Source organism: Herbiconiux sp. 11R-BC, assembly GCF_049472555.1.
Classification (GTDB): domain Bacteria; phylum Actinomycetota; class Actinomycetes; order Actinomycetales; family Microbacteriaceae; genus Herbiconiux.
In genome coordinates this window covers 417,951-438,509 of sequence record NZ_JBCEBO010000001.1, presented here as the reverse complement: position 1 = coordinate 438,509, position 20,559 = coordinate 417,951, and the positions used below count along the sequence as shown (strand labels likewise).

Sequence of the window (20,559 nt, the reverse complement as noted above, 5' to 3'; positions counted from 1 at the left end):
CCCGGGTCGTCAGGGCCTGTGCGGCCGTAGAATCGATCCAGAACGGTTCGACGGATTCGGGAGTCAACGATGTCCAAAGCCCTCTTCATCATCGACGTGCAGAACGACTTCATCGAGGGCGGGGCCCTCGGGGTGGAAGGGGGCACCGCGGTCGCGAACGGCATCTCGCGACTGCTGGCGGAGCATCCGGACACCTATCAATTCGTGATCGCCTCGCGGGACTGGCACGACCCCGACAACGACAACGGCGGCCACTTCGCCACCGATGCCGAGCCCGATTTCGTCACCACCTGGCCGGTGCACTGCGTGGCCGGAACGTACGGCGCCGAGTACCATGACGAGCTCACCACGCGGTCGATCGACCACCACGTGCGCAAGGGGCAGGGGCAGCCGGCGTACTCGATCTACGAGGGCACCACCGAAGAGGGCGGCACCGTGCACGAACTGCTCGACGCGAACGGGGTGACCGAGGTCGACGTGGCCGGGCTCGCCACCGACTACTGCGTGCGCGCATCCGCCCTCGACGCGATCGAGCACGGCCGGCACGTGCGCATCATCACCGACCTCGTGGCGGGGGTGTCTCCTGAGGCGTCACGCGCGGCCATCGCCGAGCTCGCGCACGCGGGAGCCGACCTGGTGACCTCGGAGCTCGTGGATCGCTGAGCTGCCGGCGGCTTCGGCGCGCGGCTGGGGCTGCGGGGCTCGCTGCGCGCCGCTGCGAGAGGTGAATGGGCGCGTGCGGGTCAGCGCGCAGCCGAGACGGAACCGGCCTGCAGCAGCACCCAGAGCTCGGCTCGGTCGGCGAAGCGGTCGACGTCGAGGTCGAGGAGCTCGCCGAGTTCGGTCATCCGGGCCTTGAGGCTGTGGCGGTGCAGCCCCAGTTCGCGCGCCGCGGGCTCCCAGGCGCCGTTGTGCCGGAGCCACACCTCGGCCTGCCGAAGCAGCCCGGGGCCGTCAGGGCGAGCCTGCACCGGTGTCAGGCGAGCGCGGGCGAGGCTGCCGAGCGCTCCTCCGGGCATGCCGGTGCCGGTGCCGTCGTCGGCGTCTCCGCCGCCCCCGCTCGAGGTGCTCAGAGCGCCGAGGAGGCCTAGCAGCCCGCCGGGCACCGTGTCGGCGAAGTCGGTGACGCCGGTGTGGGCGTCGGCACCGCCCGCTGCGCGGAAGGCGCCGGCGCTCAGGGCGGCGGCCGACTGCGTGAGCCCGGTGTCGAGCTCGCTCCAACCGAGGCGTCCGGAGGCTCCGGCCGTGGCGCCGCGCCGCTCGAGCAGCCGGCGCAGGCGGGGCCAGCGCTGCTCGTCGACGAGCAGCACGAGGTGGGATGCGCGCCGCACCACGAAGACACCGCTCGCCGCGGAGGCGGCCTGCCGCTCGATCCAGTCGACGAGAAGCGGAGGCTGATCGGCCTCGATCATGCTCACGACCACGAAGTGCTCCTCGGGCAGCGACACCGGGAGCGCGGCTGTGGCCTTGCGCACCGCGCCGAGCTGACCGTCGAGCAGCAGCTCGAAGAGCTGCTCGGAAAGCGCACGAAGGCTCTCGCGCACGAACTGGGCCTGCTCGAGCGAGACCTCGGCCAGGGCGGCGAGGGTCGTGAGCACCGAGAGATCGGCCCGGTCGAACGTGTGATCGCGGCGCGCGACGAGCACACCGCGGAGCCGGCCCGTGCCACCGAGGGTCTGGAGCACCGCGTGGCCGCCACCCGCCGTTGCGGCGTCACCGCTCGGGCCGGCGAGGCCGGGGTTCTTCATGGTCTCGGCGGCGATCGTCGGCTCCTCGTCGCGGGCGCCGCTGCCGTGCCGCGGCCCGCCGGGCGCCGGGGCGCCGTCCGGAGACACGCCCGTGGCCGGGTCGTCGGCGCCGAGGGCGATCCGGGCGCGACGGCCGGCACGCAGCAGCCTCCGCACCTGGGGCAGCAGCTCGGCGAACGGGGCCGCCGCGCGCGCATCCGCCGCCGGGTCGCCGGCCGCGATCACCTCGCCGTCGGGGTCGAACACCGCCACCCGGCACGCCAGTCGCTCGGCCGCCCGGGCCGCCGCCGCGCCGAGGCCGCCGTTGCCGAGGATGGCGAGCGAGAGCTGACGCTGCGACTCGAGCGCCGCATCCAGACGCGCTCGTTCCTCGGCGGCGTTCGCCTCGGCGACCCACCGGGCGAGAGCGATGAACGGGGTGCGGTAGGGAACCTCGAAGAGCGGCATGGCGTGGGCGCGGCACGCGCGTTCGAGTTCGAGCGGCGTGCCGTCGCGCACCACCTCGGTGCCGAAGCCGAGCGCCACCACGCCGAGCTCGCTTAGGCGCCGCACGTAGTCGTCGAAGCGCGCGGCCGGCCAGTCCCCGAACTGCCGGCCCGTCGTGAGCAGCAGCTGGCCGGCAGCGAGGAAGGGAGTGGGGTCGTCGAGGTCGGATCCGTGGGCCCAGGAGATCGCGACGGCGGGCGGATGCGCGGGGCCGAGCGGGCGCAGCCCGAACGTCGGCTGCGCCAGGAGCTCGGCGAGGGTGGCGGCCATGCGACGAGCCTACGAGAGAATGCCGGATCGGCACAGCCGTGCATCCGAATTGCCACAATGGCAGCAACGGTGGAGTCCGCTCGGGCATAGTTTCGAGAGCGGGGCCTGCCGACCGTGCCCGGCCCGCGAAAGGACCACGATATGAGCGCCGCATCCGAATCCGAGCTCCTCGCCACGGTTCCCGACCGCTTGTTCATCGGCGGAGAATGGGTCTCCGGCTCGGGCGGCGGAAGCATCGACGTGCGCGACCCGGCCACCGGCGCGGTGCTCAAGACCATCGCCGACGCGACCCCGGCCGACGGCCTCGCCGCCCTCGACGCGGCCGTCGCCGCCGCCGACTCCTGGGCCGCCACGGCGCCCCGGCAGCGCGGCGAGATCCTGCGTGGAGCATTCGACCTTCTGCAGGAGCGGCGCGACGACGTGGCCCTCCTGATGACTCTGGAGATGGGCAAGCCGCTCGCCGAAGCCGCCGGCGAGGTGAGCTACGGGGGAGAGTTCCTGCGCTGGTTCAGCGAGGAGGCGGTGCGCATCTCGGGGCGCTACGGGCGCAACCCCGAGGGCACCGGCCAGATGGTGGTCTCGCAGCGCCCGGTGGGGCCGTGCTACCTCATCACGCCGTGGAACTTCCCGCTCGCCATGGCGACGCGCAAGATCGCACCGGCGCTCGCGGCCGGCTGCACGGTCGTGGTGAAGCCCGCCGAACTCACGCCGCTCACCACGCTCTACGTGGCGCGCCTGCTCGAAGAGGCCGGCCTGCCCGCCGGAGTGCTGAACGTCATCACCACCTCCACCTCGGGGGCGGTGTCGGAGCCGATCATCGCCGACCCGCGGCTGCGCAAGCTCAGCTTCACCGGCTCGACGCCGGTGGGCCGCACGCTCATGAAGCAGGCCGCCCAGAACGTGCTGCGCACCTCGATGGAGCTCGGCGGCAACGCGCCCTTCGTGGTGTTCGGCGACGCCGACCTCGACAAGGCCGTCGAGGGTGCTCTGCTCGCGAAGTTCCGCAACATCGGCCAGGCATGCACGGCTGCGAACCGCTTCATCGTGCACCGCTCGGTGGCGGCGGAGTTCTCGCGTCGCGTGGCGGAGCGCGTCGGCGCGATGCGCATCGGGCGGGGCACCGAGGAGGGCGTGGCGATCGGTCCGCTCATCGACGACCGGGCCGTCGACAAGGCCGACGAGCTGGTTCAGGATGCCGTCTCCCGCGGCGCCACCCTCGTGGCCGGCGGGCACCGGGTCGACGGGCCGGGCTCGTTCTACGAGCCCACCGTGGTGACCGCGGTGCCGCTGGACAGCGAGATCCTCCGCGAGGAGATCTTCGGCCCGGTGGTGTCGGTCGTCGAGTTCGACGACGAGGAGGAGGCCGTGCGGCTGGCGAACGACACCGAGTACGGGCTGGTCTCCTACGTGTTCACCGAGAACCTCGCGCGCGGCCAGCGGATGATCGACAAGCTCGACACCGGCATGATGGGCCTCAACGTGGGCGTGCTCTCGAACGCGGCGGCGCCGTTCGGCGGGGTGAAGCAGTCGGGACTCGGCCGCGAGGGTGGCCTCGAGGGCATCCACGAGTACCTCTCGACCAAGTACACGCTCATCCCGAACGGCTGATCCTCCTCGCGACTCGCCAAAAAACGCCCCAAACCTCAGGTTTTGGGGCGTTTTTTGGCGAGTCGCGAGGAGGTCACCAGCCGAAGGTGAGCACCTCGTCGAGGGTGTCGGCGAAGAAGTCGGCGCTGGCGATGGTGAGGGTCATCGGCGGCTTGATCTTGAGAACGCATTGGCGGTCGGAGGTGGGCTGCACGATGACGCCGAGTTCGAGCATCCGCTCGCACAGGGCCGCCGTCTCCTCGGTGGCCGGTTCGCGGGTCTCGCGGTCGCGCACGAGCTCGACCCCCAGGTAGAGCCCGCGGCCGTGCACGGCGCCGATCAGCGGATGCCGCTCGCCGAGCTCCTCGAGTCGCCGCTTGAGGTGGGCGCCCACCTCGCGGGCGTTCTGCTGCAGGCCCTCGTCGGCGAGGATGTCGAGCACTGTGAGCCCCACCACCGAGCTCACCGGGCTGCCGCCCGCGGAGGAGAAGAAGTAGCCCTGCGAGCGGTACTCGTCGGCCACCTCGCGCCGGGTCACGACGGCGCCGAGCGGATGCCCGTTGCCCATCGCCTTGGCGATCGTGACGATGTCGGGCACCACGCCTTGCAGCTCGAAGCCCCAGAAGACGTCGCCGAGGCGGCCGTAGCCCACCTGCACCTCGTCGGCGATGCAGAGGCCGCCGTGCGCGCGGACCGCCTCGTAGACTGCGGGGAGGTAGCCGTCGGGGAGCGGCATCCCGCCCGCGTTGCCGTAGAAGGCCTCGGCGATGAAGGTGGCCGGCGGGCGGCCGGCCGCGGCCAGCCGTTCGATCTCGGCGACGGCCTCGGGGGCGTAGTGCCGGGCTTCGTCGCCCCGGTGTCGTCCGCGGTAGGCGTTCGGCGCGTCGAGGGTGTGCACCCACTCGGGGCGGGTCTCGAGCGCGTTCGGATTGTCGGCCACGGAGGTCGAGACGGCGTCGCTCGCGTCGGACCAGCCGTGGTAGGCCTCGCGCACAGCGACGACGTCGCGGCGCTTCGACCAGGCCCACGAGATGCGCAGCGCCAGATCGACCGCCTCGGTGCCGCTGTTCACGAGGAAGACGGTGTCGAGCGGGTCGGGGAGCAGGACGGTGAGGCGCTCGGAGAGCTCGACGATCGCCTCGTAGTTGAATCGGGAATTGGAGTTGAACAGGCGCAGCTGACGGTCGACGGCGTCGGCGATGCGCGGATGCGCGTGGCCGACCGCGGCGACGTTGTTCACCATGTCGAGGTAGGGGCGGGCCTCGGTGTCGAAGAGGTTGTGCCGCCAGCCGCGCTCGATGCGGGGCGGATGCGCGTAATAGTGCTCCTGCACCTCGGCGAGCGAGCGCTCGCGGCGCGCGAGTAGGGCATCGGTGCCCTCGGAGACGCCCGCGTCGGAGGAGGGCGCGGCGACGCTCTCGCGCCCGCCACGCTCGGAGGCGACGGCTGCCGTCGTGCGGGATGCCGGGGTTTCCGGAGCGGTGGAGGGCGCGGCGATCAGCGGGGTGGGGTCGAGGGCGATGCTGCGCCAGCCCGGTGCCAGCTCGGCAGTGGCGAACCACGGTACCGCCGCGGGGTCGGTGCCGGCGGCGAGGAGCCGCACACCGAGCCGCTGCCCGGCTGTCGTGTGGCCGAGCGCGGCGCCGGCGGGCACGGCGGCAGCGGCGGGCGTCGAGGGTTCCACCCCGGTGAGCTCGAGCGTCGATTCCGCGCCGATCAGCAGCAGGCGGTCGCCGTCGCGGCGGAGCGTGCCGGGCCAGGGGGCGAGGACCGGGGTGGAGGAAGCGGTCCACAGCTCGACGCCGAGCGCCACGCACGGGTGCGCCTCGCGTGACTCGCGGAAGGAGCGGGTGAGGCGGCGCTCGCCGAAGCGGGTGAGGACGACCGCGGCCCCGGCGGCCAGGGCCTCCGCCGCCAGGAGCGCCTCGACGTCGGGGTGTGTGAAGCGGCCGTCGTCGAGAGCCCGGCTCGTCGACGAGAGGTCGAGCGTCACGATGCCGTGGGCGTCCGGTCGCCCGGCGCCGGCAGTGGCGGCTCCGGCGCCGGGCGTCGCAAGCGGCACGGCCAGCAGCGCGTGGGTGGCCGTCGGGGGCGTGATCCGGGGGCCGGTGGGCGCGTCGGGGGTCGCCCTCCCGGCGGCGCTGCCACCCGCCCTCGCACTCCCGGCGGCGCTGCCACCCGCCCTCGCACCTCCGGCGGCGCTGCCACCCGCCTTCGCGCTCCCGGCGGCTCCGGCGGCATCCGCGGCACGGGCGGCATCCGCCGTCGTCGCCGCGTGAGCCGTCGCGGCCCGGGCGCGGGCCGCATGTCCGGTCGCGTCGAGCACGAGCCGGGTCATCACCGCGAGCGGCACGCTCGTGGCCACGTCGAACACCCGGTGCTCGTGCTCGGCGTTCTCCCGCGTGTAGTCGTTGGCCGGGTCGATCGCGGCGGCGTGATGCGCGCTCACCACGAGTGTCGCTGCTCGCGCCACCACGAGGGGCCAGAGCACCTCGGCCTCGGCGCCCGAGAGTGGGCGCAGGGAGTGGAAGGCGCGCACCGCCGGCAGGATCGACGCCGGCCGCGCGCGATGGTGGTGCTGCAGCGAGGAGCAGGTCACCGCGAGCTCCGCCACCGCCCAGCTGCGCATCACGTCGCCGAAGTCGATGATGCCCACCGGATCGAGCCGGCCCGCCGCGGTGCGCCGGCCCACCACGTTGTCGTCGGTGAGGTCACCGTGGACGGCCTGCAGCGGCAGCTCCTCCTCTTCGAGCGCGGCCAGGGCATCCTGCGCTGCGCGACCGGCCGAACGGATGCGCGCGGCCAGCCCCGCATCGCCGACGAACGGGAGCAGCTCGGTCACGAGCCGCCCGGCGTTCCGCAGGTCCCACTCCAGGTCGCGCTCGATGCCCGGATGCTCGAAGCCGGCGAGCGCCCGCACCGATCGCGCGGCCAGGGCGCCGAGGGTCGCCGCTGTTGCGGCGTCGATGGTCTGCGGCCCCGAGAGCGGGGTTCCTTCCACGAAGCTCAGCGCCCGCACGAGCATCGGCGTGCCGCCGACGTCGACCTGCTGCACGAGCTCTCCGTCGGCACCCGGGATCGTGCGGGGAACGAGGATGCCGGGCTCGGCGCGGCCGAGTCGCTCCGCGGCGAGCGACTGGGCCACCAGTTCCTCGGCGGTCGTGACCGGGTTCGCGAACTTCAGCAGCATCCGCTCGCCCGCGCCGCCCGGCTCGGGTTCGAGCACGAAGTTGGCGTCGTGCTGGCTGCCGAGAGCGCGCACCGCGCCGACCGTCGCGTCCGTGCATCCGAAGCGCTCGCGGGCCACCCTGGCCGCCTCGGCTCGGGAGACCGCCGGAGCGGCGGTCACCGTCTCGGCGAAGGAACGTCGGCTCCGGGGTTCCGAGGGGCTCATGCGCTCCATCATCCCAGAGGGCCCGGGGCTTGACACAGGGCTTCCAGCCTGATTGGTTAGTTACATGACTAATGAACCAACAAGGTGGTGCGGCCGTGGATGAGTCACGGCCGATCTTCGTTCAGATCGCCGAGCTGATCGAGAACGACATCATCGCGGGGGCTCTGCCCGAGGAGTCCCAGGTTCCGTCGACCAACGAGTTCGCCGCGTTCCATCGCATCAACCCGGCCACCGCCGGCAAAGGCGTCAACCTGCTGGTCGACGAGGGAATCCTCTACAAGAAACGGGGCATCGGAATGTTCGTCGCCACAGGCGCCCGCGACACGCTCGTCGCGAAGCGCCGCGATCGCTTTCAGAACGAATTCGTGCGACCGCTCGTCACGGAGGCCGGCAAGCTCGGCATCACGCAGGCGCAGCTGGTCGAGATGATCAGAAGGGAAGACTCCGAATGAGCGCCGTCGTGGAGGTTCAGAACCTCTCCAAGCACTTCAAGAACGTCAAGGCCGTCGACGACGTGACCTTCTGTGTCGAGGAGAACACCATCTACGGTCTCCTCGGCCGCAACGGCGCCGGCAAGACCACGGTGATGCAATTGCTCACCGGGCAGGACTTCGCGTCGGGCGGCAGCATCCGCGTGTTCGGCGAGTCGCCCGTCGAGAACGCACGGGTGCTGCAGAACATCAGCTTCATCAAGGAGAGCCAGAAGTACCCCGACGAGTTCCAGCCGAAGCACGTGTTCCGCAGCGCCCCCTGGTTCTTCCCGAACTGGGACGCCGCGTTCGCCGAGCGGCTGATCGACGACTTCCGGCTGCCGCTGAACCGCCGCATCAAGAAGCTCTCCCGCGGGCAGCTCTCGGCCATCGGCGTGATCGTCGGCCTCGCCTCGCGGGCGCCGCTCACCTTCTTCGACGAGCCGTACCTCGGCCTGGATGCGGTGGCCCGGCAGATCTTCTACGACCGCCTCCTCGAGGACTACGGCGAGCATCCGCGCACCGTCATCCTCTCCACGCACCTGATCGACGAGGTCTCGAACCTGCTCGAGCACGTGCTCGTGATCGACGAGGGCCGCATCATCATCGACGAGGAGGCGGAGGCGCTGCGCGGCTCGGCCACCACCGTGGTGGGAACCCGCGCGGCCGTCGACGCCTTCACCGCCCCTCGCGAGGTGCTGCACTCCGAGTACCTCGGCGGACTCGCCTCCGTCACCGTCGGCCGGCTCAGCCCGGGCGAGCGCGTCGAGGCGGCGGAGGCCGGCCTCGAGCTCTCGCCGGTGTCGCTGCAGCAGCTGGTCGTCCGCCGCACCAACGTCTCCCAGAAGGAATTCGAGCAGAGCGCATGAGCACCGTCACCGGAATCGGAAACGAACCCCTCGAGCCCGCCGTCCCCCGTACGGCGCGCGCCGCCGGCCGCATCCTGCCGGTGTTCCGCCTGCAGTTCGTGAACCGCTGGAGCGCCTTCGTCATCCCGTGGCTGGTGCTGGCGTTCATCTTCCTGGTGAACTTCGCGATCTGGCTCATCATCGTCGCGAACGTGCAGAACCCTGCAGACCGGGCGGATGCGCAGAGCGGGCTGCAGTTCAGCGGAGCCTCGTTCTACGTCTTCGTCTACCTCGGGATCTTCGCGGCGCAGGCCATCGCGTTCACCTTCCCGTTCGCGCTCGGCTACAGCACCACCCGGCGCGAGTACTACCTCGGCACCGCCCTGGCTTTCGCCGGCATGGCGGCCCTCTACGCCGTGGCGCTCACGGTGCTCTCGGTGATCGAGACCGCGACGGGCGGCTGGGGCGTGGGAGGCCAGATGTTCTCGGCCGTCTACTTCGGCGGTCCGGATGCGCCCTGGTGGGTGAGGCTGTTCATCTTCTTCTCGGCCTTCGCCTTCTTCTTGTTTCTCGGTTCCACCATCGCCGCGGTGTACATGCGGTGGCGCAACAACGGCATGCTGATCTTCTTCGCCGCCGCCGCCCTCATCGTGCTGGGTCTCGTCGCGCTCGCCACGTTCACGAACAGCTGGCCGCTCGTGGGGGAGTGGTTCGTGGCGAACGGGGCCCCCGGTGTCGCCGCCTGGCTGTTCGCGCCCACCGTGCTCTCGGCGCTGGCCGGCTATCTCGTGCTGAGCCGGGCCACGCCGAAGAACTGATGTCAGGCCGGCGCGCGCAGCGCCTGCACCGCCTCGGTCACGATCTCGCCGACCGGGGCGGCGACGTCGATGTCGACGCCCGCCTCGTCGGCCTCCAGGGGCTCGAAAGCGGCCAGCTGCGATTCGAGCAGGGAGGCCGGCATGAAGTGGTCGTGGCGAGCGGCGATGCGGGCCGAGAGCAGCTCGCGCGATCCCGAGAGCGTGATGAAGCGCACCCCGGGGGCGACGGCGCGGATCGTGTCGCGATAGCTCCGGCGCAGGGCCGAGCAGGCCATCACGATGCCGCTGTCGCGGTGCTCGGCGATCACCTCGCCGATGCGCACCAGCCAGGGCGCCCGGTCGTCGTCGGTCAGCGGGGTGCCCGCCGCCATCTTGGCCACGTTGGCCTCCGGATGCAGCGAGTCGGCATCGACGAACGGCACATCCAGGCGCAGGGCGAGCGCGGCGCCCACGGTCGACTTGCCCGAGCCGGAGACGCCGCCCACGACGACGAGCTCGCGCATCAGAGCCGGCCCTGCCGCACCGTTCCGGCGGGGATCGGAGCCAGGCGGGTGACCTCCGGCGGCGAGGCGAGCATGCCCACGAGCGAGGCATCCATCGTCGCCACCCGTTCGCCCGCGGCGTGCGCGTCGAGCTCCGCCGCCGTCGTCCACTTCTCGAGCATCACGATGGTGCCGTCGGGGGCGTCGTGGATGGCGTAGAGCTCGCAGCCGTCCTCCTCGTGAATGCGGGCGATGCCGGCCGAGAGTGCCGCGACGACGGCATCGTGCGCGCCGGCTGCGGGGCGGAAGGTGACGGTGACGACGACGGGGTCGGACATGGGAGCTCCAGGATGTTCTCGGTGACGGATGTCGGTGATGGTGACGAGGATCGAGCGGGCGGCCGGCCCGGGGGGCGGGCGGCCGTCACCGCCCCGGCGGCGCGCTGCTGCTCCGAGGCACGAACTCGGCCTGCACCGCGACCGTGCGCGGGCCCACCGGCATCCTGCCCTGCATCCGGCCGAGCACCAGGTCGACCGAGTGGCGCGCGAGCATGTCGATCGGCTGGCGCACGACGCTGAGCGGCGGCGTGACCAGCTCGGTCCACGGATTGTCGTCGAACACGACCACGGAGAGCTCGCCCGGGATGTCGATGCCGGTCTGGTAGAGCCGGCGCATGCTGCTCTGCACCTGCGCCGTGTTGGCGACGATCAGGGCGGTCGGGCGCTCGGGCAGGGCCAGCAGGGCTGCGACCGCGTCCGCCCCGGCGTCGCCTCGGAACGGAACCCCGCGGATCAGTTCGGGGTCGGACGGCACGCCGGCCGCGGCCAGCGCGGCCTGGTAGCCGGCGATGCGGGCCTGGCCGGTGGAGGTGGTCACGGGCCCGGAGATGAGGGCGATGCGCGTGTGTCCGAGGGCCAGGAGGTGCTCGGTGGCGGTCGCCGCCGACTCGTCGTTCTGGATGCTCACCACGTCGGTGTTCTCGAGCGCGGCGATCGAGCGGTCGACGAACACGAGATCGACGCCCAGCTCCTGCAGGCGCACCCACTGCTCGATGTTCGCACCCGTCGGTGTGGCGATGACGCCGCCCACGGAGCGGTCGAGCAGCGTCACGAGCGACTCCGCCTCGACGTGCGAATCCTCCTGCGTGGTCATCAACACCACGGGCACGCCGCGGGCGCGCGCCTCCCAGACGATGCGATCGGCGAGCCGGGCGAAGAAGGGATTGGTGAGGTCGGCGAGCACCAGGCCGATGGTGAGGGCGTTTCCGTTGAGCTCTCGCGCGGCGGCGCGCGGCCGGAAGCCGAGCTCGGCGATGGCGGCGACCACCTTCTCCCGGGTGGCGACGGCGACCGGCCCCGAGCCGTCGTTGAGGACGCGGGAGACGACCGAGACCGAGACCCCCGCCGTGGCGGCGACATCCCGGATCGTGGGTGCTTTCTTCACGTGACCCCCTCGTCGTGATCGTGACCCGTTCCCGTCGGCACATCCTATTCCGGGCCCCGAAATGCGGGATCCGGGGGTGCCGTTGACACATCGTATCAGCCGGTGGTACAAAAGTGGTACCGGTTCCACCGGGTCGAATCCATACCGACGAACACCGCGACGAGGGAGTTGCGAGGCACGCGCCTCTGCTCCGGATCGAACGGATCAGAGAGGTCACCGTGAATCTGCACAAACTGCTCGAAGGCCGAGAGCGCGAGGGGCGCCCCGTCCGCGTGGGGCTGATCGGCGCCGGGCGCTTCGGCACCATGTACCTGTCCCAGGCACGCAACATCCCCGGCGTGCACGTGGTCGCCATCGCCGACATCAACGTCGAGCGCGCCAAGGGCGCCTTCGCCCTCGTCGACTGGCCGGCCGATCAGATGGCCGGCGACATCGCCGAGGCGCTGGCGAACCGCACCACCACGATCGTGGCCGACGCCGCCGCGCTTTTCGACGCCGACATCGACGTGATCGTGGAGGCCACCGGCAACCCCATCGTCGGCATCCGTCACGCCCTCGCGGCGATCGAGACCGGCAAGCACATCATCATGGTGACGGTCGAAGCGGATGCGCTCGCCGGCCCCGCGCTCGCCAAGCGTGCCGAGAAGGCGGGCGTGGTGTATTCGATGGCCTACGGCGACCAGCCCGCGCTCATCATGGAGCTCGTCGACTGGGCCCGCACGAGCGGTTTCGACGTGGTCTGCGCCGGCAAGGGCGCCAAATACCTCGAGCACTACCACCAGATGAACCCCGACAACGTCTGGGAGAACTGGGAGTTCTCGAAGGAGCTCACCGACTCGGGGCAGCTGAACCCCTACATGCACACGAGCTTCCGCGACGGCACGAAGGCGGCGATCGAGATGGCTGCGGTCGCCAACGCGGCCGGCCTCGTGCCCTCCGACAACGGGCTGACCTTCACCCCCGGAGACGTCGAGGAGATCGCCACGATCAGCCGCCCGAGCTCCCTCGGCGGTGCCCTCGATCACGAGGGCACGGTCGACGTGATGTCGAGCGTCAACCGCGACGGATCCTGGATCCCTCACAACACCCAGGAAGGCGTCTACGTCGTCGTGAAGGCGACCAACGCCTACGTCTCCACCTGCTTCGACGAGTACCCCTGGCACCCCGACCCCACCAAGCAGTACGCGGCGCTCTACCGCCCCTACCACTACGTGGGCCTCGAGCTGAACGTCTCGATCGCCAACGCCGCCCTCCGGGGCATCTCGACCGGGCACCCCGACGGGTTCTACGGCGACGTGGTCGCCACGGCGAAGAAGGACCTCAAGGCCGGCGAGTTCCTCGACGGCGAGGGCGGCTACACCGTCTACGGCAAGCTCGTGTCGGCCCGGCACTCGGTCGCGACCGGCGCGCTGCCGGTGGCCCTCGCGCACCACGTCGAGCTCCGCAACGACATCGCCCAGGGGGCGACCGTCGGCTGGGACGACGTGATCATCGACGACTCCCTCGCCGAAGCGCTCGAGCTGCGCCGCGAGACCGAGGCGCTGCTCGCCGCCGAGCCGGTGCACGCCGGCTGATCCCCTTCCCCGGGATCATCCTCCCTCCGAGCCGCACCGGATGCGCCTGCGAGAATCGAATCGAGCAGGCGGCGCGCGGCTGAACACAGCACGACAGAAACCTTCCAATGAAGAAAGGCTCCTCATGAAGAACCGCACCTTGGGCGTCGCCCTGGCCGGTGGCGCCGCCATCGTCCTCCTCGCCGGATGCTCGGCGACCGCCGACGGCTCCCCGTCGGGAACGGGGGCTGCCAGCTCCCTCGTCTCGCTCGTCGACAGCTCGGCGAAGATCGACGTCGACACCCTCACCGCCTCGCTCGGAGCGCCGACCGCACCGGCCGGCGCGAAGCTCTGCTACGTCACCCGCACCCTCTCCAACGAGTTCTGGGGCTTCGAGCGCGACGGCTTCGAGAGCCGCGCCAAGGAGCTCGGCGTGAGCTACCAGACCTTCGACGTGACCGACGAATCGTCGATCACCGAGCAGCTCGACAAGGCCAAGAGCGCGATGAACCAGGGGTGCACCGCCCTCCTGGCCTCGCCGATCTCCGCCACCGGCCTCGACACGGTGTTCCAGGATGCCCTGGACCAGGGCATCCCCGCCATCGTTCTGAACGACGCCAAGAGCAGCGTTCCCGGCGTGGTCTACGTGGGGCCCGACGCCACCACGATCGGCGCCACCGCGGCGGACTACATCGCGGGGAAGCTGCCGAACGGCGGGAAGGTCGCGATGATCGAGGGCGACCCCGGCTCCTCGAACGCGATCAACCGCGGGGACGGCTTCACGGCTCAGCTCGCGACGCACCCGAACCTGCAGCTCGTCGCCTCGCAGACGGCGTCGTGGGACCAGACCAAGGCGCAGGAGATCGCCACCACGATGCTCACCGCGAACCCCGACATCAAGGCGTTCTACTCCCAGAACGACGGGATGGCGCTCGGCGTGCAGGCGGCCATCGCCGCGAAGGGCCTGACCGGCCAGGTGCTGCTCGTCGGCACCGACGGCATCCCGCAGGCGAAGAAGCAGATCGCCGACGGCGGCATGACCGCGACCGTGAGCGAGCGGCCCACCACCGAGGGCGCGACGGGCGTCGACGTGGCCCTGTGGCTCCTCGCCGGCAAGAGCGTGCCCGGCTGGGTCGACGTTCCCGCCTTCGTGATCGACTCCGCGAACGTCGCCCAGTACCCCACCGGGATGCCGTAGACCGATCGACCGGTGGGCGCCTCCTGCGGGGGCGCCCACCCCTCTTCATCCACTCGAACCAACCCGACGAAAAGGAAGGTGCGCCATGACCGAGCCTCTGCTCCTGGTGCGCGACATCGCCAAGTCGTTCCCCGGGGTGCGCGCCCTCGACGGCGTGAGCTTCACCCTCGAACGCGGCGAGATCCGCACCCTGGCCGGCGAGAACGGAGCCGGAAAGAGCACGCTGCTGTCGATCCTGGGCGGTGCCCTCCGGCCCGACCGCGGCTCGATCTACATCGACGGCGTGCGCCGGATGGAGTACACGTCCCGCCGGGCCCTCGCCGAAGGTGTGCGCATCGCCCAGCAGGAGCCCGCCATCGTGCCGCAGCTCACCGTGGTGCAGAACCTCCTGCTCGGGATCGGCCGGCGGCAGCGCGCCACCGCGGCCGCCGACATCGAGCAGGCCCTGAAGGACGTGGCCCAGATGGGGTTCCCGATGGCGGCCCGCACCCCGGTGTCGCGACTCAGCCCGGCCCAGCGGCACGCGCTCACCATCGCCCGGGCCTTCGCGTTCGGCGCCAAGATCGTCGCGCTCGACGAACCCACCACGAGCATGCTCGAGCACAACGTCGCCGAGGTGCTCGCGCGGGTGCGGGAGATCGCGCACGGCCGGGGAGTGGGCGTCATCTACGTGTCGCACAAGATGCCCGAGGTGATGAGCGTCTCCGACACCGTGGTGGTGCTGCGTGACGGCAAGCCCGCCTTCGACCGGCCCATCAGCGACACCTCCTCGGAGGAGATCGTGCGCCGGATGGTCGGCCGCGAGCTGCTCTCCTTCGAACGCCGGCATCCTGTTCAGGACTCCGCCCCCGTGCACTTCGAAGCGACCGGCGTCACCCACCCCACCGGCGTCGGGCCCCTGTCGATCTCCGTGCGCGCCGGCGAGGTGGTCGGCATCGCCGGCCTCGTCGGCTCCGGGCGGACCGAGTTCCTCCGCGCGCTGATCCGGGCCGACGAGGGCACCCGCAGCACCGTGTCGATCGACGGGAAGAAGGTGCGCATCCGCTCGCCCCGCGACAGCAGGTCGGCCGGCATCGCCTTCATCCCCGAAGACCGGAAGGCCCAGGGACTGGTGCTGCAGACGCCCGCCTACGCGAACGTCGCCCTCACGGCCGACCACCAGCTCAACGCCTTCGGCCCCTTCATCAGCCGGGCGAAGCAGATCGCGACGGCGAAGGCGATGGGCGAGCGCATGTCGCTCCGGCCGGCGAACGTGCGGCTCAACGCCCGTCAGTTCTCGGGCGGCAACCAGCAGAAGATCGTGATCGCCAAGTGGATCTGGCTCGGCGCATCCGTCTACCTCTTCGACGAGCCCACCAAGGGCGTCGACGTCGGCGGCAAGGTCGAGATCTACGAACTCATCGACCAGCTGGCCTCCGAAGGCAACGCCGTCATCGTCGTCTCCAGCGATCTTCCCGAGATCATCTCGGTGAGCGACCGCGTGCTGGTGATGAAGGCCGGACGTTTCGTCTCCGAGCACACCGGGGACCAGATCAACGAACACAGCATCGTGGCGAACGCCATGGGTGTCGCCACCGAGGCCGACGCCGTCGGCGCAGCGAAAGGAACATCATGAGCAGCGGCAAGCCAGACGGGGTCGCCACGGCGCCCCGGCGGCAGATCAACTTCCAGGCACTCGGCATCTACATCGCCGCGATCGTGCTCTTCATCATCTTGGGCGTGCTGAACCCCAACTTCCTCACTCCGGGCAACCTCCGCGACGTCGCGGTCTCCGCCAGCGTGAACGCCATCATCGGCATCGGACTGACCTTCGTGATCATCACGGGCGGCATCGACCTGTCGGTCGGCGCCGTGGCCAGTTTCGTCGGCATCGTGAGCTCGACGCTGATGGTGAACGGCGGCATCCCGCCGCTCCTGGGCCTGCTGGCCGGCCTCGTGCTCGGCATCGTCTGCGGCGCCGTCAACGGCCTGCTCGTCACCAAACTGCGGCTCCCTCCGTTCATCGCCACCCTGGGAACGATGAGCGTCTTCCAGGGATGCGCCTACGTGGCCACGAACGGCAAGCCGGTCTACGACGTGCCCAAGGAGTTCGTGCTGATGCTCAACAGCTACGTGCTCGGCATCCCGGTGGTCGTCATCATCGTCGCCGTCGTCGGGATCGGCGCCGGGCTGCTGCTGCGCAAGACCGTGTTCGGCCAGAACGTCATCGCCGTCGGCGGCAGCGAGGAGACGGCCTGGCTCTCCGGAGTGCGGGTGCACCGCGTGAAGATCGCCGTGTACTGCATCGCCGGTGGTCTCTCGGCCCTCGCGGGCCTCGTGATCGTGGCACGCATCAACGCCGCGCAACCCGATGCCGGGGCACCGTATCAGCTCACCGCCATCGCCGCGGCCGTGATCGGCGGAGCGAACCTGATGGGCGGGGAGGGGCGCATCGCCGGAACCCTCGTCGGCGCCGTCATCCTCGGAGCCCTCACCAACGGTCTCGTGCTGCTCAACGTGCCGAGCTTCTACGAGCAGATCGTGACCGGACTGGTGGTGCTCATCGCCGTGTCGCTCGATCAGGGCAGCAAGGGCTGGCCGATGCTGAAACGGGCCGGCAAGAAGGACAAGGACACCACGGCCGCACCGCCCACCGCCTCGACCTCGGCCGTGGCATGACCGGATCGGGTCCGGGCGGCTCGTTCGACTCGCTCTCCGGCGTCTCGGTGCTGGTGACCGGCGGGGCCGGCCTGATCGGGCGGGCGGCGGTGACCGCGCTGCTCGCCGAAGGAGCGCGGGTCACCGTGTTCGACCGCGGCGGCCTCGCGCCGGCGAGCCGGGTCGATCCGGCGGCGGCCTTCGTGGCCGGCGACGTCACCGACCCCCTCGCCGTGCGGCAGGCGCTCGCCGGAGCCGACGCCGTCGTGCACCTCGGCGGGTTCGCCGGGCTCGGCCTGGCCGACGCGGCGGAGACCTACCGGGTCAACGCCGGCGGGACCTTCACCGTTCTGGCGGAGGCCGCTTCGGCCGGTGTGCGCAAGGTCGTCTACGCCTCCAGCATCAACGCCAACGGCTATCCGCTCGGTGCGGCCGCCGTGCTGCCCCCGGTCTTCCCCTACGACGAGGATGCCCCGCCCCGGATCTCCGACGAGTACTCCCTGTCGAAGCAGGCCGGAGAAGACGCCGCACGCGCGGTGCATTCCCGGTGGGGCATGTCTCTCACCGGCCTGCGCTTTCCTCTCGTGCGGGAGATCGGAGTCGACGGCGGGCGCGTGTTCGGAGCACATCTCCGCGATGCCCTTGCCGGCGACCCGCGTCGCCAGGCCGCGGAGGGCTGGAGCTACCTCGACGTCGCCGACGCCGCGCGCGCCATCGTCCTCGCGCTCCTGCGCGAGACGCCGCCGGCCCCGGGCATCCTGGTCGCGGCCCCACTCACCTACCTGAGCACGCCCACCGAGCAGGCACTCGAGCTGTTCGCACCCGAGGTGCCGCGGCGGCCTCTCGCCGGCCGCTCGGTCGGGCTTGACCTCGGGCGTTCGGCCGAGCTGCTCGGCTTCGCGGCCGCGGTGCTGCTCGATGACGTGGCCCCGGAGCAGCTCGTCGACGTCACGGCGATGGCGCACGGAGCCGGCAGGGGGGTGCCCCGGTGAACGGGACGCCCGCATCCGGATCGGTCTCGCTGCTCGGCCTCGGCCCGATGGGCGCGCCGATGGCGGAGAACCTGCTGACGGGTCTGGGTTCGCTGACAGGTCTGGGTTCGCTGACGGTCTGGAACCGCACGGCCGCGAAGGCGCACGCGCTCGCTGCGCGAGGAGCGGTCGTCGCCGCGACGCCCCGGGAGGCGGCGGCGGAGGTGACCCTCACGGTTCTGCCCGACCTGCTCCAGGTGGAGTCGCTGCTCGGAGGCGACGACGGGCTGCTGGCCGGCTGGGCCGAACGCGGCATCGCGCATCCGGTGCTGGTGATCCATGGAACGGTCTCTCCGGTGGCGGTGGCCGCCTTCGCCGCCAGGATGCGCGACGAGCACGGAGTCGTGGTGGTGGATGCGCCCGTGAGCGGCGGAACGGCCGGCGCCCAGTCGGGCGGCCTCAGCATCATGGTGGGCGGCGACCCCGCGGTGATGCCCCGGCTGCTTCCGCTCTTCGCCCTGCTCGGCAGCACGGTGCGGGTGCTCGGGCCGAGCGGTGCCGGAGAGCTGGCGAAGGCCTGCAACCAGATCGTCGTGGCCGGCGTGGTGTCGGCCGTGTCGGAGGCGATGCTGCTGGCGCGCACGGCCGGGCTCGACCTCGAGACGCTGCGTGAACTCCTGCAAGGTGGCCTTGCGGCGACGGCCGTGCTCGAGCAGAAGGGCGCGAAGTGGATCGACGAGGACTTCGCCGCCGGGGGCAGCGCCAAGAACCAGTTGAAAGACCTCGGCTTCATCGCCGAGGCGGCCGCGGAACGGCAGCTGAGCCTGCCCGTGACCGCGACGGTCACCGGGCTCTTCCAGGCGATGGTCGACGCGGGGGACGGCGAACTCGACCACACCGGCGTCTACCGTACGATCGAGCGTCGGAGAAGGGATCCTGACCGTGGCTGAACTCGAGATCATCGACGCCCACCACCACCTCGCCGATCTGAGCCGCTCCTATCCCTGGCTCGAGGGCCCGGCGGAGCCGTTCCGCTACCACGGCGACGACCGCCCGCTGCGCCGCTCCTACTTCCTCGACGACTACCTCGCCGACACCCGGGGCTACGCCCTGATCGGCTCGGTGCACATCGAGAACGGCGCGGCCGATCCGCTCGCGGAGACGCGCTGGATCGATGAGGTGGCCCGTGCGCACGCCCTGCCGAGCGCGCACGTGGCGAAGGTGTCGCTGCTGCACCCGGATGCGCCGGCCCGCCTGCGCGAGCAGGCCGGCTTCGGCCTCGTGCGGGGCATCCGCGACATCCTGAACTGGCACCCCGATCCGGTGCTGACCCATCGCGACCGCGGCGACATCATGGCCGACCCGGTCTGGCGGGCGAACTTCGCGCTCCTCGAAGAGCTCGGCCTGTCCTTCGATCTGCAGGTGTTCCCGTCGCAGCTCGAGGAGGCGGCGCGACTCGCGGGCGAGCATCCCGGGGTGCGCATCATCCTCGACCACGCGGGGATGCCGATCGGCCGTGACGCCGGCTCGCGCGCGGAATGGGCGAGGGGGATGCGCGCGCTGGCCGGCCATCCGAACGTGGTCACGAAGGTCTCGGCCCTCGGCACGAACGACCACCACTGGACCCGGGAGTCGATCGCCCCGTTCGTTCTCGAGACCATCGACATCTTCACCCCGCAGCGCACGATGTTCGGCAGCAACTTCCCGGTCGACAGTCTCTACTCGAGCTTCGGTGAGCTGTTCGCGGCCTTCGATGCGCTCACCGCCGACCTCGACCAGGCCGACCGCCGGGCGTTGTTCGTGGGCACCGCGGCGCGCGCCTACCGTCTGTGACGACGGCGGCTCGTGAAGGGGCTTGACGGCACCAAGTCAAGTCCCTGCAGAGAATTCGTCGCTCTGGGAGAATACGAACGACCCGAATGCCTGAACGACCAAGAAGGGCTCCGATGGGAAAGCTGCTCTACGGCCCCCAGCAGCGTGCGCTCGAGATCGACGACCGCCTGCTCGCGCACCTCAAGATCGTCATCCTCACCAAGCTCCGGCGCGGCGAGAGCTTCGCGTTCTCCTGGGAGAACGAGGTCGCCGAGGGCGGCGGGCGCGGCACCATCTGGCTGAATCCCGGCATCCCGATCGAGTTCACCTTCTACGGCGGCCGGCGGCCGGCGATCAATCGCGCGTGGCTGCAGGCGCTCACCGCCACGGTCGAGCGCGGCGAGCTGCACGCGATGCCGGAGATCGAGGAGACGGGCTCGGCGAGCCCCTCGAACCAAGCGCGCTGGTAAGGCGGGGCTGCATCGCTCAGAGCGGATCAGGGTATCCGGGTCGCTCGGCGACCACGGGCCGGGCGGTGTTCGACGGCGTGCGCGCGAGCATCCCGAGCCGCTCGACCAGCGCATCGTCGACCGGCTCGGCGACCGCGGGCCCGGTGCCGGCATCCACCGGCTCGATGACGAGCTGACTGGCCGGCCCGATGAGGAAGGATGCGCCGACCCGCGATCCCGTCTCGGTCACCACCGGCACCTCGACGATGGCGGCGTCGCCGGCGCGGGCGAGGGCTTGGGCGTAGTGCAGCAGCGCCTCGGCGATGGCCGTGCCGCTGAGGAAGGATCGTCCCGCGTAGTGGATGAGGTGCATGCTTCCGGCCTACCGCCCTC

19 protein-coding genes are annotated in these 20,559 nt (G+C 71.1%); 13 read left to right on the top strand and 6 right to left on the bottom strand.

Features of this window, described 5'->3' with window-relative positions; all coding sequences use genetic code 11:
* The first annotated feature begins 69 nt into the window (after window positions 1–69).
* Entirely contained in the window at window positions 70–663 is a 594-nt protein-coding gene (locus VD659_RS01940; protein ID WP_137837000.1) for an isochorismatase family protein, read from the top strand.
* A gap of 80 nt (window positions 664–743) precedes the next feature.
* Here VD659_RS01940 and VD659_RS01935 read toward each other — a convergent pair whose 3' ends face one another.
* Window positions 744–2,504 carry a PucR family transcriptional regulator ligand-binding domain-containing protein gene (locus VD659_RS01935; RefSeq protein ID WP_423259462.1) on the bottom strand — a complete coding sequence of 587 codons (1,761 nt, stop codon included), beginning with the start codon at window positions 2,502–2,504 and terminating at the stop codon, window positions 744–746.
* 141 nt (window positions 2,505–2,645) lie between these two features.
* On the opposite strand from VD659_RS01935, the gene VD659_RS01930 reads away from it, so the two are divergent.
* Window positions 2,646–4,112 (top strand): NAD-dependent succinate-semialdehyde dehydrogenase, encoded by a 1,467-nt coding sequence (locus VD659_RS01930; protein ID WP_423259461.1) that lies wholly within the window; start codon window positions 2,646–2,648, stop codon window positions 4,110–4,112.
* A gap of 73 nt (window positions 4,113–4,185) precedes the next feature.
* Here VD659_RS01930 and VD659_RS01925 read toward each other — a convergent pair whose 3' ends face one another.
* On the bottom strand, window positions 4,186–7,485 hold the full coding sequence (locus VD659_RS01925; RefSeq protein WP_423259460.1) for an aminotransferase class III-fold pyridoxal phosphate-dependent enzyme: 3,300 nt from the start codon (window positions 7,483–7,485) through the stop codon (window positions 4,186–4,188).
* A 71-nt stretch (window positions 7,486–7,556) separates the two neighbouring features.
* Between VD659_RS01925 and VD659_RS01920 the strand changes: the two genes are divergently transcribed.
* The 3 genes from VD659_RS01920 to VD659_RS01910 are packed head-to-tail and all read left to right on the top strand — an operon-like array spanning window position 7,557 to window position 9,621.
* Window positions 7,557–7,937, top strand: a complete 381-nt coding sequence (locus tag VD659_RS01920) for a GntR family transcriptional regulator (protein ID WP_423259459.1) — start codon at window positions 7,557–7,559, stop codon at window positions 7,935–7,937.
* On the top strand, window positions 7,934–8,824 hold the full coding sequence (locus tag VD659_RS01915) for an ABC transporter ATP-binding protein (RefSeq protein ID WP_423259458.1): 891 nt from the start codon (window positions 7,934–7,936) through the stop codon (window positions 8,822–8,824). The genes VD659_RS01920 and VD659_RS01915 overlap by 4 nt, the downstream gene beginning before the upstream one ends.
* Complete coding sequence (locus VD659_RS01910; RefSeq protein WP_423259457.1) at window positions 8,821–9,621, top strand: hypothetical protein; 801 nt, start codon at window positions 8,821–8,823, stop codon at window positions 9,619–9,621. Before VD659_RS01915 ends, VD659_RS01910 begins: the two co-directional genes overlap by 4 nt.
* A gap of 2 nt (window positions 9,622–9,623) precedes the next feature.
* On the opposite strand, the gene VD659_RS01905 is transcribed toward VD659_RS01910, so the two are convergent.
* The 3 genes from VD659_RS01905 to VD659_RS01895 form a co-directional block, all read right to left on the bottom strand.
* Window positions 9,624–10,124, bottom strand: coding sequence for a gluconokinase (locus VD659_RS01905; protein WP_423259456.1), 501 nt, complete (start codon window positions 10,122–10,124; stop codon window positions 9,624–9,626).
* A complete protein-coding gene (locus VD659_RS01900) occupies window positions 10,124–10,441 on the bottom strand; it encodes a putative quinol monooxygenase (RefSeq protein WP_423259455.1) in 318 nt (105 codons plus the stop codon). The genes VD659_RS01905 and VD659_RS01900 overlap by 1 nt, the downstream gene beginning before the upstream one ends.
* Before the next feature lie 85 nt (window positions 10,442–10,526).
* Window positions 10,527–11,546, bottom strand: a complete 1,020-nt coding sequence (locus VD659_RS01895; RefSeq protein ID WP_423259454.1) for a substrate-binding domain-containing protein — start codon at window positions 11,544–11,546, stop codon at window positions 10,527–10,529.
* Window positions 11,547–11,764: 218 nt separating this feature from the next.
* Between VD659_RS01895 and VD659_RS01890 the strand changes: the two genes are divergently transcribed.
* The 8 genes from VD659_RS01890 (at window position 11,765) to VD659_RS01855 (ending at window position 20,187) form a co-directional block, all read left to right on the top strand.
* The gene (locus VD659_RS01890; RefSeq protein WP_423259453.1) at window positions 11,765–13,120 is read left to right on the top strand and encodes an NAD(P)H-dependent oxidoreductase; all 1,356 of its coding nucleotides are present in this window, start codon (window positions 11,765–11,767) and stop codon (window positions 13,118–13,120) included.
* A gap of 124 nt (window positions 13,121–13,244) precedes the next feature.
* The gene (locus VD659_RS01885; protein ID WP_423259452.1) at window positions 13,245–14,297 is read left to right on the top strand and encodes a substrate-binding domain-containing protein; all 1,053 of its coding nucleotides are present in this window, start codon (window positions 13,245–13,247) and stop codon (window positions 14,295–14,297) included.
* Window positions 14,298–14,382: 85 nt separating this feature from the next.
* Window positions 14,383–15,912 (top strand): sugar ABC transporter ATP-binding protein, encoded by a 1,530-nt coding sequence (locus VD659_RS01880; RefSeq protein WP_423259451.1) that lies wholly within the window; start codon window positions 14,383–14,385, stop codon window positions 15,910–15,912.
* Window positions 15,909–16,955, top strand: a complete 1,047-nt coding sequence (locus tag VD659_RS01875) for an ABC transporter permease (protein WP_423259450.1) — start codon at window positions 15,909–15,911, stop codon at window positions 16,953–16,955. Before VD659_RS01880 ends, VD659_RS01875 begins: the two co-directional genes overlap by 4 nt.
* Window positions 16,952–17,926 (top strand): NAD-dependent epimerase/dehydratase family protein, encoded by a 975-nt coding sequence (locus tag VD659_RS01870; RefSeq protein ID WP_423259449.1) that lies wholly within the window; start codon window positions 16,952–16,954, stop codon window positions 17,924–17,926. The genes VD659_RS01875 and VD659_RS01870 overlap by 4 nt, the downstream gene beginning before the upstream one ends.
* Complete coding sequence (locus VD659_RS01865) at window positions 17,923–18,855, top strand: NAD(P)-dependent oxidoreductase (protein WP_423259448.1); 933 nt, start codon at window positions 17,923–17,925, stop codon at window positions 18,853–18,855. Before VD659_RS01870 ends, VD659_RS01865 begins: the two co-directional genes overlap by 4 nt.
* Window positions 18,848–19,738 (top strand): amidohydrolase family protein, encoded by an 891-nt coding sequence (locus tag VD659_RS01860; protein ID WP_423259447.1) that lies wholly within the window; start codon window positions 18,848–18,850, stop codon window positions 19,736–19,738. The genes VD659_RS01865 and VD659_RS01860 overlap by 8 nt, the downstream gene beginning before the upstream one ends.
* Before the next feature lie 113 nt (window positions 19,739–19,851).
* The gene (locus VD659_RS01855) at window positions 19,852–20,187 is read left to right on the top strand and encodes an ATP-dependent DNA ligase (RefSeq protein WP_423259446.1); all 336 of its coding nucleotides are present in this window, start codon (window positions 19,852–19,854) and stop codon (window positions 20,185–20,187) included.
* Window positions 20,188–20,203: 16 nt separating this feature from the next.
* On the opposite strand, the gene VD659_RS01850 is transcribed toward VD659_RS01855, so the two are convergent.
* Window positions 20,204–20,539, bottom strand: a complete 336-nt coding sequence (locus VD659_RS01850) for a hypothetical protein (RefSeq protein ID WP_423259445.1) — start codon at window positions 20,537–20,539, stop codon at window positions 20,204–20,206.
* Between the last annotated feature and the right edge of the window lie 20 nt (window positions 20,540–20,559).

Bases quoted from the DNA above. Each gene is read 5' to 3' on its own strand.
- VD659_RS01940 (WP_137837000.1), top strand. From the start codon at position 70: ATGTCCAAAGCCCTCTTCATCATCGACGTGCAGAACGACTTCATCGAG.
- VD659_RS01935 (WP_423259462.1), bottom strand. From the start codon at position 2,504: ATGGCCGCCACCCTCGCCGAGCTCCTGGCGCAGCCGACGTTCGGGCTG.
- VD659_RS01930 (WP_423259461.1), top strand. From the start codon at position 2,646: ATGAGCGCCGCATCCGAATCCGAGCTCCTCGCCACGGTTCCCGACCGC.
- VD659_RS01925 (WP_423259460.1), bottom strand. From the start codon at position 7,485: ATGAGCCCCTCGGAACCCCGGAGCCGACGTTCCTTCGCCGAGACGGTG.
- VD659_RS01920 (WP_423259459.1), top strand. From the start codon at position 7,557: ATGAACCAACAAGGTGGTGCGGCCGTGGATGAGTCACGGCCGATCTTC.
- VD659_RS01915 (WP_423259458.1), top strand. From the start codon at position 7,934: ATGAGCGCCGTCGTGGAGGTTCAGAACCTCTCCAAGCACTTCAAGAAC.
- VD659_RS01910 (WP_423259457.1), top strand. From the start codon at position 8,821: ATGAGCACCGTCACCGGAATCGGAAACGAACCCCTCGAGCCCGCCGTC.
- VD659_RS01905 (WP_423259456.1), bottom strand. From the start codon at position 10,124: ATGCGCGAGCTCGTCGTCGTGGGCGGCGTCTCCGGCTCGGGCAAGTCG.
- VD659_RS01900 (WP_423259455.1), bottom strand. From the start codon at position 10,441: ATGTCCGACCCCGTCGTCGTCACCGTCACCTTCCGCCCCGCAGCCGGC.
- VD659_RS01885 (WP_423259452.1), top strand. From the start codon at position 13,245: ATGAAGAACCGCACCTTGGGCGTCGCCCTGGCCGGTGGCGCCGCCATC.
- VD659_RS01880 (WP_423259451.1), top strand. From the start codon at position 14,383: ATGACCGAGCCTCTGCTCCTGGTGCGCGACATCGCCAAGTCGTTCCCC.
- VD659_RS01875 (WP_423259450.1), top strand. From the start codon at position 15,909: ATGAGCAGCGGCAAGCCAGACGGGGTCGCCACGGCGCCCCGGCGGCAG.
- VD659_RS01870 (WP_423259449.1), top strand. From the start codon at position 16,952: ATGACCGGATCGGGTCCGGGCGGCTCGTTCGACTCGCTCTCCGGCGTC.
- VD659_RS01855 (WP_423259446.1), top strand. From the start codon at position 19,852: ATGGGAAAGCTGCTCTACGGCCCCCAGCAGCGTGCGCTCGAGATCGAC.
- VD659_RS01850 (WP_423259445.1), bottom strand. From the start codon at position 20,539: ATGCACCTCATCCACTACGCGGGACGATCCTTCCTCAGCGGCACGGCC.